Annotated in this window: 12 protein-coding genes; 8 read left to right on the top strand and 4 right to left on the bottom strand. The window is 68.3% G+C overall.

The genetic code is table 11. The features are described from left to right. Positions 1-11: 11 nt before the first annotated feature. The 7 genes from N0B71_RS12290 to N0B71_RS12320 all read left to right on the top strand — a co-directional run bounded on the left by N0B71_RS12290 (position 12) and on the right by N0B71_RS12320 (position 8,816). Entirely contained in the window at positions 12-1,391 is a 1,380-nt protein-coding gene (locus N0B71_RS12290) for a DEAD/DEAH box helicase (RefSeq protein WP_259759144.1), read from the top strand. Positions 1,392-1,560: 169 nt separating this feature from the next. Then, positions 1,561-2,379, top strand: a complete 819-nt coding sequence (locus N0B71_RS12295; protein ID WP_259759145.1) for a helix-turn-helix transcriptional regulator — start codon at positions 1,561-1,563, stop codon at positions 2,377-2,379. Between the two features lie 759 nt (positions 2,380-3,138). After that, positions 3,139-4,254, top strand: coding sequence for an ABC transporter ATP-binding protein (locus tag N0B71_RS12300; protein ID WP_259759146.1), 1,116 nt, complete (start codon positions 3,139-3,141; stop codon positions 4,252-4,254). A gap of 50 nt (positions 4,255-4,304) precedes the next feature. After that, entirely contained in the window at positions 4,305-5,447 is a 1,143-nt protein-coding gene (locus tag N0B71_RS12305; RefSeq protein WP_259759147.1) for an ABC transporter substrate-binding protein, read from the top strand. Between the two features lie 139 nt (positions 5,448-5,586). After that, positions 5,587-6,498 carry an ABC transporter permease gene (locus N0B71_RS12310; RefSeq protein WP_259759148.1) on the top strand — a complete coding sequence of 304 codons (912 nt, stop codon included), beginning with the start codon at positions 5,587-5,589 and terminating at the stop codon, positions 6,496-6,498. A gap of 1 nt (position 6,499) precedes the next feature. Beyond that, complete coding sequence (locus tag N0B71_RS12315) at positions 6,500-7,318, top strand: ABC transporter permease (protein WP_259759149.1); 819 nt, start codon at positions 6,500-6,502, stop codon at positions 7,316-7,318. A gap of 25 nt (positions 7,319-7,343) precedes the next feature. Further along, positions 7,344-8,816, top strand: a complete 1,473-nt coding sequence (locus N0B71_RS12320) for an aldehyde dehydrogenase family protein (protein WP_259759150.1) — start codon at positions 7,344-7,346, stop codon at positions 8,814-8,816. A 310-nt stretch (positions 8,817-9,126) separates the two neighbouring features. Here N0B71_RS12320 and N0B71_RS12325 read toward each other — a convergent pair whose 3' ends face one another. The 3 genes from N0B71_RS12325 to N0B71_RS12335 form a co-directional block, all read right to left on the bottom strand. After that, the gene (locus tag N0B71_RS12325; protein WP_259759151.1) at positions 9,127-9,495 is read right to left on the bottom strand and encodes a VOC family protein; all 369 of its coding nucleotides are present in this window, start codon (positions 9,493-9,495) and stop codon (positions 9,127-9,129) included. Between the two features lie 88 nt (positions 9,496-9,583). After that, the gene (locus N0B71_RS12330; RefSeq protein WP_259759152.1) at positions 9,584-10,189 is read right to left on the bottom strand and encodes a GNAT family N-acetyltransferase; all 606 of its coding nucleotides are present in this window, start codon (positions 10,187-10,189) and stop codon (positions 9,584-9,586) included. A 60-nt stretch (positions 10,190-10,249) separates the two neighbouring features. Beyond that, a complete protein-coding gene (locus N0B71_RS12335; RefSeq protein WP_259759153.1) occupies positions 10,250-11,491 on the bottom strand; it encodes a TIGR03862 family flavoprotein in 1,242 nt (413 codons plus the stop codon). 207 nt (positions 11,492-11,698) lie between these two features. On the opposite strand from N0B71_RS12335, the gene N0B71_RS12340 reads away from it, so the two are divergent. Continuing rightward, on the top strand, positions 11,699-12,199 hold the full coding sequence (locus N0B71_RS12340; protein ID WP_259759154.1) for a hypothetical protein: 501 nt from the start codon (positions 11,699-11,701) through the stop codon (positions 12,197-12,199). On the opposite strand, the gene N0B71_RS12345 is transcribed toward N0B71_RS12340, so the two are convergent. Further along, positions 12,184-13,107: a histone deacetylase family protein gene (locus N0B71_RS12345; protein WP_259759155.1), complete on the bottom strand. Its 924-nt coding sequence runs from the start codon at positions 13,105-13,107 to the stop codon at positions 12,184-12,186. The two genes, N0B71_RS12340 and N0B71_RS12345, sit on opposite strands and share 16 nt — an antisense overlap. Positions 13,108-13,112 lie beyond the last annotated feature (5 nt).

Raw genomic sequence — 13,112 nt, forward strand, 5'->3', positions numbered from 1 at the left:
GCGAGCGCTCCATGACTTTCGCCACCCTTGGCCTGATCGATCCCCTCCTGCGCGCCCTCGACGGGCTTGGCTACCAGAACCCGACGGCGGTCCAGGCCCAGGCCATCCCGGCGGTGCTCAAGGGCCGCGACCTGCTCGCCGCTGCCCAGACCGGCACCGGCAAGACCGCCGGCTTCGCCCTGCCGCTGCTGCAGCGGCTGCTGCAGGAAGGCCCGCAGGTGGCCGCCAACTCCATCCGCGCGCTGGTGCTGGTGCCGACCCGCGAGCTGGCCGAGCAGGTGCACGAGAGCTTCCGCGCCTACGGCCAGCACGTGCCGCTGCGCACTGCCGTGGCGTACGGCGGGGTCAGCATCAACCCGCAGATGATGAAGCTGCGCAAGGGCGTCGACGTGCTGGTGGCCACCCCGGGCCGTCTGCTCGACCTGTACCGGCAGAACGCGCTGAAGTTCACCCAGCTGCAGGTCCTGGTGCTGGACGAGGCCGACCGCATGCTCGACCTGGGCTTTGCCCGCGAGCTGGACGAGGTCTTCGCGGCGCTGCCCAAGCGCCGGCAGACGCTGCTGTTCTCCGCGACCTTCTCCGACGCCATCCGCCAGATGGCCCGCGGCCTGCTGCGCGACCCGCTGACCATCGACGTCGCGCCGCGCAACACGGCGGCGAAATCGGTGAAGCAGCACCTGGTGACCGTGGACAAGAAGCGCAAGGCCGAACTCTTCCTGCACCTGCTGCGCGAGCAGGGCTGGGGCCAGGCGCTGGTGTTCGCCAAGACCCGCAAGGGCGTCGATGAACTGGTCGGGCTGCTGCAGCACGAAGGCATCCGCGCCGACTCGATCCACGGCGACAAGCCGCAGCCCGCGCGCCTGCGCGCCCTGGCGCGGTTCAAGGCCGGCGAGGTGGACTTCCTCGTCGCCACCGACGTCGCCGCGCGCGGCCTGGACATCGAGGAGATGCCCCTGGTCGTCAACTTCGACCTGCCCATCGTCCCCGAGGACTACGTGCACCGCATCGGCCGCACCGGCCGTGCCGGCGCCAGCGGCCAGGCGATCTCGCTGGTCTGCGCCGATGAAGTACAGCAACTGGCGGCCATCGAGACGCTGATCGGCCAGACCCTGCAGCGCAAGGAAGAAGACGGTTTCGAGGCGGAGCACCGGGTGCCTGCCACCACGGCCGGTGGCCAGGTGCTGAAAAAGCCGAAGAAGCCCAAGCAACCGAAGGTGCCGGAAGGCAAGCCGGGCAAGGTGCACCTCGGCTCGCTGCTGGACGACACGCCGCAGGTCAAGGCGGTGCGCAAGGCGCCGGGCTTTGGCCTGGGCGGCAAGCCGATGGGTGGCAAGCCCGCTGCGGGCAGGTCCTCCGGTAAGCCGGGCGGCAAGGGCGGCCGGCGCCCCTGAGCCGTTAAGGCGCGCGCCTGCCTCATCGCGGTGCGCGCCGGAGGCTGAATCGACGGCTGTCCCCAGGCGCGACGGGGCCTGGCGGGGTGTGGCGCAAAAGCTGCATTTCCGTGTGGAATCCCGAACGCCTATAGTGTGTCCATTGCGCACACAACAAGAACGACAGCCCATGCGCCACAAGGAACTCAAAGCCTGGACCGGCGGAGTCGCCCACCTGCTCCCGCTGGCCCCCGGTCGCCCGCGCCTGCTCGGCCTCAGCCAGTGGCTGCAGCAGGTCTGCGCGGTGGATAACTTCGTGCTCTTCGTCTATGAAGGCAACCACCGCCCGCTGGACCTGTTCGACACCTTCCCGGCCGACATCCGCCACGTCTACGTGGAGGACTACCAGGTCGGCCCCTATCTGCTGGACCCCTTCTACCTCGCCTGCACCCGCCAACAGGCGCCGGGCTTGTGGCGCCTGCGGCAGTTCGCGCCGGACCACTTCTACCTGGGCGAGTACTACCAGACCTATTACCAGCAGACCGGCCTGACCGAGGAGATCGCCTTCTTCATCGACCTCGCCGATGGCGCCACCGCCGTGCTGTCGCTGATGCGCAAGACATCCAGCCCGGCCTTCAGTCGCGACGAGATGCAGTTGCTGGAGTGCGCCCGGCCTGTGGTCGAGCAGGTGGTGCGCGAGGCCTGGGAGCTGCGCCGCGGGCAACCGCGACCGGCGCAGGACCTGGACTACCAGATCCGCGAGGCCTTCGACCAGTTCGGTGCGCAGTTGCTCACGCCCCGCGAGCAGGAGATCGTCCAGCTGCTGCTGCGCGGCCACTCCAGCGCCTCGGTGGCCGAGCAACTGGACATCAGCCCCGGCACGGTGAAGATCCACCGCAAGAATCTCTACGCCAAGCTCGGCATCGGCAGCCAGTCTGAGTTGCTCGGCCTGTTCATCCGCGAACTGGCGGGCCGAGATGGCACGGGCGGGATGCGCGCAGCCGGCTGATGCCTGCGGGCTGTTCGTAGGAGCGAGCTTGCTCGCGAACCGCCCAACGCTGGAGCCGCCGGGGAATTCTGTTCGCGAGCAAGCTCGCTCCTACAGCCCCCCAGCTCCGGGGCCCATTGTAGGAGCGCCGTCATCCCCGACGTGAGTCACACGGTGTTCCGTATGCAGCCAGTCCGTCCCGGCTGAGGCATGGTTCGACCTGTAACGTCGGCTGTTCGTAGGAGCGAGCTTGCTCGCGAACTGCCCAACGCTGGAGCCGCCGGGGAATTCTGTTCGCGAGCAAGCTCGCTCCTACCATCACCCTCAGCTCCGGGGCCCGTTGTAGGAGCGGGCCATGCCCGCGATCGCGCGCATGGCGCGCTCCTACAGGGAGCGCCGTCTTCCCAGACGTGAGTCACACGGCGTCCCGCATGCAGCCAGTCCGTCCCGGCTGACGTCATGGTTTCGACCTGCAACGTCGGCTGTAGGAGCGAGCTTGCTCGCGAACCGCCCAACGCTGGAGCCGCCGGGGAATTCTGTTCGCGAGCAAGCTCGCTCCTACAGCCCGGGATCCCTTGTAGGAGCGGACTTTGTCCGCGATCGCGGGCATGGCCCGCTCCTACAGGTTCCGTGCTGCTGTCTTTTCCTTCTGCAAAGGCAGAGGGGCTCCCGATCATGTGGAACCCCAATCCCGGCATCTATCCCCCGAGGGATATATACACCCCGAAAGCCCCGTTGCTAGCGTAAGTCCCAACAAGAACAAAGCGGGAGCGCGCGGTGATGGAGAGCGGTCAGGACTTCGATATCGAATTCCGTAACGTGGTCAAGCGCTACGGCAGCGTGCCGGCGGTCAATGGGCTGAGTTTCAAGGTGAAGCGCGGCGCCTTCCATTCCTTCCTTGGCAGCTCCGGCTGCGGCAAAACCACCACCCTGCGGATGATCGCCGGCTTCGAGCAGCCCAGCGAAGGCGAGGTGCAGCTGGCCGGCCAGGCGGTGGCCGGGGTGCCGGCGCACCAGCGCCCGGTGAACATGGTGTTCCAGCATTACGCGCTGTTCCCGCACCTGAGCGTGGCCGAGAACATCGCCTACGGCCTGCGCTACCGCACGCCGCGCCCGGACCGCGCGCAGCAGCGCCGCATGGCCGACGAGGCGCTGGAGATGGTGCGCCTGTCCGGCTTCGGCACGCGCAAGCCCCACGAGCTTTCCGGCGGCCAGCAGCAGCGCGTCGCGCTGGCCCGTGCCTTGGTCAACAAGCCCACCGTGCTGCTGCTCGACGAACCGCTCGCCGCGCTGGATCGCAAGCTGCGCAAGGAGATGCAGTCGGAACTGCTGCGCCTGCAGCGCGAGGTCGGCATCACCTTCGTGCTGGTCACCCACGACCAGGAAGAGGCGCTGTCGATGAGCGACAGCATCAGCATCATGAAGGACGGCCTGATCATCCAGACCGCCACCCCCGAAGCGCTCTACGAGACCCCGGCGAGCCGCTACGTGGCCGACTTCATCGGCGAATCCAACCTGTTCTCCGGCACTGTGCGTCGCCTCGACTCCGGACGCGTGGTGCTGGGCACCCCGGCCGGGCTGGAACTGAGCAGCCCGCCGACGCCCACCGGCCCCGCGCTGGCGCCCCAGGCCGAGGGCTGCATCGCGGTGCGCCCCGAGTTGGTCGGCATCGCCGCCGCCGATACGGAGCTGCCGCGCGAGGTCCGCCTGAAGGGCCGCGTGGAGGACCGCATCTACCTGGGCAACCTCACCGAATACCGCGTGCGCACCGACGCCTTCGGCATCGTCTGCGTGCGCGTGCCGCGCCAGGCCGGCGGCACCGACCAGGGCTTCGAGCATGGCGCGCCGGTGCAGGTCGGCTGGAACCAGGCCAGCGGCCTGGCGATGGCGCTGTGAAAACGATCCAACCCTAACCAGAAAAATCAGCACACAGGCGGGGAGTGACGATGGACAAGAAGAGTTTCATCAAGACGATGCGCAGCTGGGAAAACGGCTCCATCACGCGGCGCGACTTTCTCGGCAAGACCGGTCTCGGGCTGGCGATGGCAGTGCTCGCCGCCAACACTCCCGGCCTGCTCAGCGGCAAGGCCTACGCGGCCGAAGGCAGCAACATCGGCGATCGTCTGGCCCTGGCCACCTGGCCGAACTACCACAGCCAGGAGAACTTCGACGCCTTTGCCAAGGCCACCGGCGCGCGGGTGCAGATGAACGTGTTCGGCTCCAACGAGGAGATGCTCGCCAAGCTGCAGGCCGGCGGCAGCGGCTGGGACGTCTTCGTGCCGACCAACTACACCATCAGCACCTACGTGCAGCTCGGCCTGATCGAACCGCTGGACCTCTCGCGCATTCCCAACTTCGACCCCAAGGCCTTCGAGGAGCGCTTCATGGCCCAGGGCACCGTGGACGGCAAGGTCTACGCGGTGCCGAAGAACTGGGGCACCACCGGCATCGTCTATGACGCCAGCCGCGTGAAGGGCAGCCCGGATTCCTGGAAGCAGTTCTGGGACCTGACCCTCACCAGCGCCTCGGGCCGCACCATCGTCCACGACTACCAGCTCACCGCCATCGGCAACGCGCTCAAGTACTACGGCTACAGCTTCAACTCGCTGGACCCCAAGGAGCTGGCCGAGGCCGAGAAGCTGCTGATCCAGGCCAAGCCGCACCTGTTCGCGATCAACTCCGACATCCAGCCCTCGCTGCGCAACGGCGACGCCTGGATGGCCATGGCCTGGACCGGCGACGCCTCCCAGCTGCACCGCGACAACCCGGACATGACCTTCGTGCTGGGCAAGGAAGGCGGCGAGATCTGGAGCGACTTCTTCGCCATTCCCAAGAGCGCCGAGCACCGCGATGCCGCTTACGCGTTCATCAACTACCTGCTAGACCCGCAACACAACAAGCTGGAGGTGCTCTCCCACGGCTACCCGAGCGGGGACAAGCGCGTCGATGCGCTGCTCTCCAAGGAAATGCTCGACGACCCGATCATGTACCCGGCGGCCGAGCGCCTGTCGCCGCTGGAGTTCGGCGCCGCGGCGACCCTCACCAGCCCGGCGCGCGCCGAACTGATGGCGCGCTTCAAGGCCGCCTGAGGACGATGCTCTTGTAGGAGCGAGGGGGGCGCCTAGCCCTTGCTCGCGAACCCGCCCAGCCTCGGAGCTGCCGGAAAATTCGTTCGCGAGCAAGCTCGCTCCTACAGGTCCGTGCCATCCCATGCGTAGGGAATCGAACATGAACATCGCTGTCAGCGCCCCGTTGCCGCAGACCCAGGCAACGCCGGCACCCTCGCGCGCGAAAAGCCTCGGCCGGCGCGTCACGCTTCTGCTGCTGTTGCCGTCCACCCTGTGGTTCCTGCTGCTGCTGTTGATGCCGCTGGTGATCATCCTGGTCTTCAGCGTCGGCGAGCGCAGCGCCGTCGGCGGCTACGGCGGCGGGCTGACGCTTGCGAACTACCTGAACCTCGGCTCCCGCGCCCAGGCCTTCTGGAACACCCTGACCCTGGCGCCGCTGGGCACCCTGGCGTGCCTGCTGGCGGCCTACCCGCTGGCCTACTTCCTGGCGGTGAAGGTGCGGCGCAACAAGTCGCTGCTGCTCACGCTGGTCATCGTGCCGTTCTGGACCAGCTTCCTGATCCGCACCTACGCCTGGATCTTCCTGCTCAGCGGCCGTGGCATCCCGGCGCTGCTGGAGACCTTCGGCATCGCCGACGTGCGCCTGATCAACACGCCCTACGCGGTGCTGATCGGCATCGTCTACGGCTACCTGCCGCTGATGGTGTTCCCTATCTACGTGACTCTGGAGAAGCTCGACAAACGCCTGCTGGAGGCTTCCGGCGATCTCGGCGCGAGCGCCTTCGAGACCTTCCGCCGGGTCACCCTGCCGCTGTCCGCCCCGGGGGTGATCACCGGCGTGATGCTGGTGTTCATCCTGCTCATGGGCGAGTTCCTGATCCCGGCGATCCTCGGCGGCGGCAAGGTGTTCTTCGTCGGCAACGCGCTGGTCGACCTGTTCCTGCAATCGCGCAACTGGGCGTTCGGCAGCGCGGTGGCGATGACCCTGGTGGCGATGATGCTGGTGATCATCGGCGTCTACCTGAAACTCGTGGCCCGCTACGGCGGCTCGCGCAACGACGGAGTGCTCTGACATGTGGCTGCGCAGTTACTCCACCTCGGTCTACCTGTTCCTCTACGCGCCCATCGCGCTGATCATGCTCTTCGCCTTCAACGCCGGGCGCAGCGGGCTGAGCTTCCAGTGCTGCTCGGTGCAATGGTTCGGCCGCGCCTTCGACAACCCGTTCATCATGGAGGCGCTGGGCAACAGCGCGCTGATCGCGTTGTCCTCGGCGCTGATCGCCACGCTGTTCGGCACCCTCGCGGTGTTCGGCCTGCAGCGGGTTGGCAAGCGCGTGCGCCTGCTGTTCGACGCGCTGACCTACTGCGCGATCATCGTGCCGGGGATCGTCATCGGCATCGCCACGCTGATCGCCTTCATCACCCTGTTCGACGTGCTCAACCCGCTGCTGGCGCTGCTGGACATCGGCCTGCCGAAACTCAACATGGGCTTCGGCACCGTGGTGGCGGCGCATTCGCTGTTCACCATGGCGCTGGTGATGGTGATCGTCCGCACCCGCGTCGAGGCCATGGACAAGTCGCTGCTGGAGGCGTCCGCCGACCTCTACGCACCGCCCCTGGACACCTTCTGGCGGGTGACCCTGCCACAGATCGCCCCGGCCATCCTCGCCGGCTTCCTGCTGGCGTTCACCTTCAGCTTCGACGATTTCATCATCGCCTTCTTCGTCGCCGGCTCCGAGACCACGCTGCCGATCTACATCTTCTCGTCGATCCGCCGGGGCATCACGCCGGAGATCAACGCCATCTCCACGGTGATCATCTGCGCCTCGCTGGCGCTGCTGTTCACCTCCCGCTACCTGCAGAACCGCCGCACCGGCGTTCAGGCCGCCTGAGGGCCGACTTCAAGGAGACTGAAGGATGCGCGACCAGCTCTACATCAACGGGCAGTGGGTCAGGCCGGACCTGGGCGGCCGCTTCACCAGCTTCGACCCGGCCACCGGCCAGCCCCTGCGCGAGGTCCCGGCGGCCACCGAGGAAGACGTCGACCATGCGGTGCGCGCGGCGCGCACCGCGTTCAATCGCGGCTGGGGGCAGAGCCGCGGCGCCGAGCGCGCCGAATGGCTGGTGGCGCTGGCCGGCGAACTGGAACGCAACCAGGACGCCCTGGCCGAACTGGAAGTGCGCGACAACGGCAAGCCGCTGCCCGAGGCGCAGTGGGACGTGGCCGACGCCATCGGTTGCTTCCGCTATTACGCTGACCTGGCGCGGGAGCTGGACGAGCGCCAGGACCAGGTGCTGCCGCTGCCCGACGAGCGTTTCCGCTGCCGCATCCGCCAGGAGCCGGTGGGCGTGGCCGGGCAGATCATCCCCTGGAACTACCCGCTGCTGATGGCCGCGTGGAAGGTCGCGCCGGCCCTGGCGGCGGGCGCCACCTGCGTGCTCAAGCCCTCCGAACTGACGCCGCTGAGTGCGCTGGAGCTGGCTGCCGCGGCGGACGCCATCGGCCTGCCCGCCGGCGTGCTCAACGTGCTGCCCGGCCTCGGTGCGGAGGCCGGCGGGCCGCTGAGCCAGCATCCGGGCGTGGACAAGCTGGCCTTCACCGGCAGCGTGCCGACCGGCTCGCGGATCATGTCGGCGGCCGCCCAGGACATCAAGAACGTCAGCCTGGAGCTGGGCGGCAAGTCGGCCTTCATCGTCTTCGACGACAGCGACGTGGAGGCGGCGGTGGAGTGGATCCTCTTCGGCATCTTCTGGAACCAGGGCCAGGTGTGCAGCGCCACCTCGCGCCTGCTGGTGCAGGAGGGCATCGCCCCGCGCCTGATCGAGCGGCTGGTGGAGGCAACCCGCGCCATCACCATCGGCAATGGCCTGGAGCCGGGCGTGCTGCTCGGGCCGCTGGTCAGCCAGGGGCAGCATGAGAAGGTGCTCGGCTTCGTCGAGCGTGGCCGGGCTGGCGGTGCGCGGCTGCTCACCGGCGGCAAGCGGCCGGCGGGGCTGGAGGAGGGCTGGTTCATCGAGCCGGCGATCTTCGACGAGCCCGCCGAGGACGCGTTGATCTGGCGCGAGGAGATCTTTGGCCCGGTGCTCTGCGTGAAGCGCTTCAAGACCGAGGCCGAGGCCCTGCGCCTGGCCAACGACAGCCGCTTCGGCCTGGCCGGCGCGGTGATGTCCGGCGACCCGCAGCGCGCCGCGCGGGTGGCCGATGGGCTGCGCGCGGGCATCGTCTGGGTCAACTGCTCGCAGCCGACCTTCACCCAGGCGCCCTGGGGCGGCATGAAGCACAGCGGCATCGGCCGCGAACTGGGCGTGTGGGGGCTGGAGAATTACCTGGAGGTGAAGCAGGTGACCGAGTACATCTCGGACCAGCCGTGGGGCTGGTACCTGAAATAAGCGGTGCGGCCGTTAGGGTGGGAGCGAGCGGCGTTTCAGGCCGCGCCGTGCCAGTCCTGTTCGCGAGCAAGCTCGCTCCTACAGGTCAGGCCAGACTCGGATTTCGCGGACAAGGTCCGCCCCTGCGGGGCGGCGCGCCTCCATGTAGGAGCGGGCCATGCCCGCGACCGCGCGCCTGGCGCGCTCCGACAAGTCGGCACCTGTATCTCCCGTGGTGTAGGAGCGGACTTCGTCCGCGATGGTTGCCGGCCGGCTTCGCGGCCGGATCGCGGATGAATCCGCTCCTACACGAACCACCTGAGCGAGCGCCTCAATCGAGGTTATGCCCGATCCGCCAGAGCACACCGCTGGGGTCGTGCAGGGTGAAGTCGCGCATCTTCCACGGCTGGTCTTGCGGCGCGCCGAGGCGAACGCCGTAGCGCTCGGCCAGGCCGGCGTCGCTCACCCTGGCGTACCAGGCGTCGGCGTCTTCCACCAGCAGGTGCAGCATCAGGTTCTCGGCGAATTCCTTGACGTAGTAGTTCTGCAGCAAAAAGGCGCAGCGCTCGCCATGGTGGAAGTAGGCAAGCTCCTCGGACTGCCAGGGGCTGAGAAACCCCAGGTCCTGGTAGAACTGCTGGGAGAGCGCGAAATCGCGGGCGGGGACGAAGACTTTCAGTTCGATGCTGGCAGTGCTCATGGGCAACCTTCCTGGTTCTTGCGTGAGCAGGCATTCACGACGGCAAACGGCGGGCCGCCTCTGTCGGGCGGCTGGCCGCGAGTCTACCTCAGAGCTGGCGCTGCATGTAGCGACTGCCGGCGACGCCCGGCAGCGTCGAGCGGCGTTCCACCTGCACGCTGAAGCCCAGTCGTTCATACAGCGCCTGGGCCTTGGGGTTGGCCGTGGAGACATCCAGCGCCGCCATGGGTAGGCCGCTGCTGCGGCCGATCTGCAGGAAGTGATCGATCAACTGGCTGCCCAGCCCCTCGCCGCGCAGCGTCGGCGCCACGCCCAGGTGCGCCAGGTACAGGGTCTTGCGCGGCGGCGGGCAAATGATCCGTTCCAGCTGCAGGCCGCGGCGCATCACGCCGACTGCCCCGAGCCCGAAGAAGCCAAGAATCTGCCGCGTGGCCGCCAGCAGGTAGCCCAGGTTCGCTTCGCCGCCGAACACCGTGCCGGCCGCGACGACCTGGCCGTCCTGCTCGCCGACCCAGTGCTGGCGCCAGCCGAACTGGCCGCCACCCTGGAGAAAGGCGTAGCGCAGGAAGTCCTGGGCGCTGTTGCGGCCGGGGCGGGCGAAGGCGTAGTCGAAGGCGTCGGGGCCGGAGCTGTAGATCAGCGGGACGGCGGCATCGACATCAGCAGGGCGGGCGCGGCGGAAGGTCAGCGGCATGCAGGCGACTCCTGGGTGGGAATCGGCAATCTAGCACCATGGTTCCATAAAGAGCAGTGGTCAGCTTTGCGCTTGCAGCCACTTCAGTGCGCCAAGCCCGGCGGCGCGGCCGCTGGCGAAGCAGGCGGTGAGCAGGTAGCCGCCGGTGGGCGCTTCCCAGTCGAGCATTTCGCCGGCGCAGAACACCCCCGGCAGGGCCTTGAGCATCAGCTGGGCGTCCAGCGCCTCGAAGGTCACGCCGCCGGCGCTGCTGATGGCTTCGTCCAGTGGGCGGGTACGCACCACGGTCAGCGGTAACGCCTTGATCAGCTGGGCCAGACGCTGCGGGTCGGCATAGTCGGCGGCAGTGGACAACTCGCGCAGCAGCCCGGCGCGCACGCCGTCCAGCCCCAGGCGACCGCGCAGGTGGTTGGCCATGGATTTGGAGCCGCGCGGCTGGGCGAGGGCCTTGGCGACCTGCTCAAGGCTACGGTTGGGCAGCAGATCCAGGTGTACGGTGGCGCTGCCGGTCTGCTCGATGCGTTCGCGAATGGCGGCGGACAGCGCATAGACCAGGCTGCCTTCGATGCCGCCGGCGGTAACGACGAACTCGCCCTGGCGCGGCGTGCCGCCGGCCAGCGAGAGCGCCACCGGCTTGACCGGCGCGCCGGCGAACTTGTCGCGGAAGAACTCGCTCCAACCCGCCACCTCGAAGCCGCAGTTGGCCGGGCGCAGCGGCGAGACAGCCACCGCGCGTTCGGCCAGCAGCGGCACCCAGGCGCCGTCCGAGCCCAGGCGCTGCCAGCTGCCACCGCCCAGAGCCAGCACGGTGGCGTCGGCGACGAGGCGGCGCTGGCCGTCCGGCCCGTCGATGAGCAGCGCGCCCTGGTCGTCCCAGCCCTGCCAGCGGTGGCGGGTGTGGATGACCACGCCGGCCTCGCGCAGGCGCTTGAGCCAGGCGCGCAGCAGCGGCGCCGCCTTCATGTCGGTGGGGAACACGCGGCCGGAGGTGCCGACGAAGGTCTGGATGCCCAGGCCGTGAATCCAGGCGCACAACGCCTGGTTGTCGAAGGCGTCGATCAGCGGCGCGAGGCTGTGCGCGCGCTGGCCGTAGCGCGCGAGGAACGGCTCGCGCGGCTCGGAATGGGTGATGTTCATCCCGCCCACGCCGGCCAGCAGGAACTTGCGCCCTACCGAGGGCATGGCATCGAACAGCTGCACCTGCACGCCGGCGCCGGCCAGTACGTCGGCCGCCATCAGGCCGGCGGGGCCGCCGCCGATGACGATGGCGGTGCGGGAGGCGAGCGGGCGGGAGTCGGTCATGCGAAAGGCCAGGCGAAGGAGTGCGGAAAGGGCGCAATTCTAGCGCAGCGGCGCCTGGCGCCGGTTGCTGATTTTCCAGGCCACGTCTGAAGCCCTCGCCAGCCGGGGGATGCGATAATTCTTACAGCGGATCGAGATTCCGCCGATGTTGGTGCTTTTGTGAATCCATCAGCATGCGGGCCTCTTGCAACTCCGGTCCAACTGTCGATGAAAGTCCGTGATTACCTGCGCTCCCACGAGGCCCACCTTTGGGTGGAAGGCAGCGACACCCGTGTCCGGGTGAATGGCCTCGATATTGTCATTCGCAGCCTCCCCAGCGAGGAAATCCGCACGCTGCTCAACGAGGCAGTGGCCCACATGGTGGTGCGCCTGAACAAGAACCTCACCGGTTCGAAGGTGAAGTTCGAGCAGCGGGTGCTGGAGTTGCTGTCGATCCAGATCGCGCTGCACAACCTCTACGTGTTCACCAACTGGAGCCGCCTGCTGCCGCGCTACCTGCAGTACGCGGGGCCGCTGCGCGCCCAGGAACTGCTGCAGCACCACGTGCCGGAGCAGGTGACGCGCTTCTGCGAGAAGCACTACGCGGCGGACTACCGGTCCCGTGCCGCCGCGCTGCTGGGCTTCTCCGAGCACGAGATGATGCGCTGGGAACAGCAGCGCCTGCCGTCGCGCATGGATACCAACAACTCGCGCTACCGCGCCAACTGAAACTCCGCCGCCACCCGCGCGGCGCTGTGGTGGAGGATGCCATGGCGGCGCGCCAGGGCGAGGCGGTCCTTGTCGTAGCCGCCGCCGATCACGCCGACCACCGGGATGTCGCTGGCCAGGCAGCGGCGGATCACGTGCTCGTCACGCGCCGCCAGCCCTGCGTCGGTGAGTTGCAGGTAGCCCAGGGCGTCGTCCTTGTGCACGTCCACGCCGGCGTCGTAGAGCACGATGTCCGGCTGGTACAGCGGCAGCAGGTAGTCCAGCGCCTGCTGCACCACCTTCAGGTACTCCACATCGCCCAGGTGCAGCGGCAGGGGAATGTCCCAGTCGCTGTGCGCCTTGCGCGCCGGGAAGTTCTTCTCGCAATGCAGTGACACGGTCACCGCGTCCGGCACGTTCTCCAGGATGCGCGCGGTGCCGTCGCCCTGGTGCACGTCGCAGTCGAAGATCAGCACCCGGTTGGCCTTGCCGCTTTCCAGCAGGTAGAGGCTGATCACCGCCAGGTCGTTGAAGATGCAGAAGCCCGAGGCATGGTCGTGGTGCGCGTGGTGCGTGCCGCCGGCGAGGTGGCAGGCCAGGCCGTGCCGCAGGGCCTGCTCCGCGGTCAGCAGCGAGCCGCCCACCGCGCGCACAGTGCGCCGCGCCAGGGCTTCGCTCCAGGGCAGGCCGAGGCGACGCAGTTCCTCGCGGCTCATCTCGCCGCTGCAGTAGCGCTCGATGTAGTCGCGGTCGTGGGCCAGGGCGAGGATGTCCGTGGGGCAGAGTTCCGGGCGCAGCAGTTGCGCGTCCTCCACCAGGCCGCTGTCCACCAGGTGGTCGCGCAGCAGGCGGAACTTCTCCATGGGGAAGCGGTGGTTGTCCGGGAAGGGCGGACTGTAGTCGTCGTGGTAGACCAGGGGCAGTGGCATGGGGT

The organism is Pseudomonas sp. GCEP-101 (assembly GCF_025133575.1).
Lineage (GTDB): Bacteria > Pseudomonadota > Gammaproteobacteria > Pseudomonadales > Pseudomonadaceae > Pseudomonas > Pseudomonas nitroreducens_B.

Coding starts and splice junctions, on each gene's coding strand:
- N0B71_RS12290 (WP_259759144.1), top strand. CDS start 12: ATGACTTTCGCCACCCTTGGCCTGATCGATCCCCTCCTGCGCGCCCTC.
- N0B71_RS12295 (WP_259759145.1), top strand. CDS start 1,561: ATGCGCCACAAGGAACTCAAAGCCTGGACCGGCGGAGTCGCCCACCTG.
- N0B71_RS12300 (WP_259759146.1), top strand. CDS start 3,139: ATGGAGAGCGGTCAGGACTTCGATATCGAATTCCGTAACGTGGTCAAG.
- N0B71_RS12305 (WP_259759147.1), top strand. CDS start 4,305: ATGGACAAGAAGAGTTTCATCAAGACGATGCGCAGCTGGGAAAACGGC.
- N0B71_RS12310 (WP_259759148.1), top strand. CDS start 5,587: ATGAACATCGCTGTCAGCGCCCCGTTGCCGCAGACCCAGGCAACGCCG.
- N0B71_RS12315 (WP_259759149.1), top strand. CDS start 6,500: ATGTGGCTGCGCAGTTACTCCACCTCGGTCTACCTGTTCCTCTACGCG.
- N0B71_RS12320 (WP_259759150.1), top strand. CDS start 7,344: ATGCGCGACCAGCTCTACATCAACGGGCAGTGGGTCAGGCCGGACCTG.
- N0B71_RS12325 (WP_259759151.1), bottom strand. CDS start 9,495: ATGAGCACTGCCAGCATCGAACTGAAAGTCTTCGTCCCCGCCCGCGAT.
- N0B71_RS12330 (WP_259759152.1), bottom strand. CDS start 10,189: ATGCCGCTGACCTTCCGCCGCGCCCGCCCTGCTGATGTCGATGCCGCC.
- N0B71_RS12335 (WP_259759153.1), bottom strand. CDS start 11,491: ATGACCGACTCCCGCCCGCTCGCCTCCCGCACCGCCATCGTCATCGGC.
- N0B71_RS12340 (WP_259759154.1), top strand. CDS start 11,699: ATGAAAGTCCGTGATTACCTGCGCTCCCACGAGGCCCACCTTTGGGTG.
- N0B71_RS12345 (WP_259759155.1), bottom strand. CDS start 13,107: ATGCCACTGCCCCTGGTCTACCACGACGACTACAGTCCGCCCTTCCCG.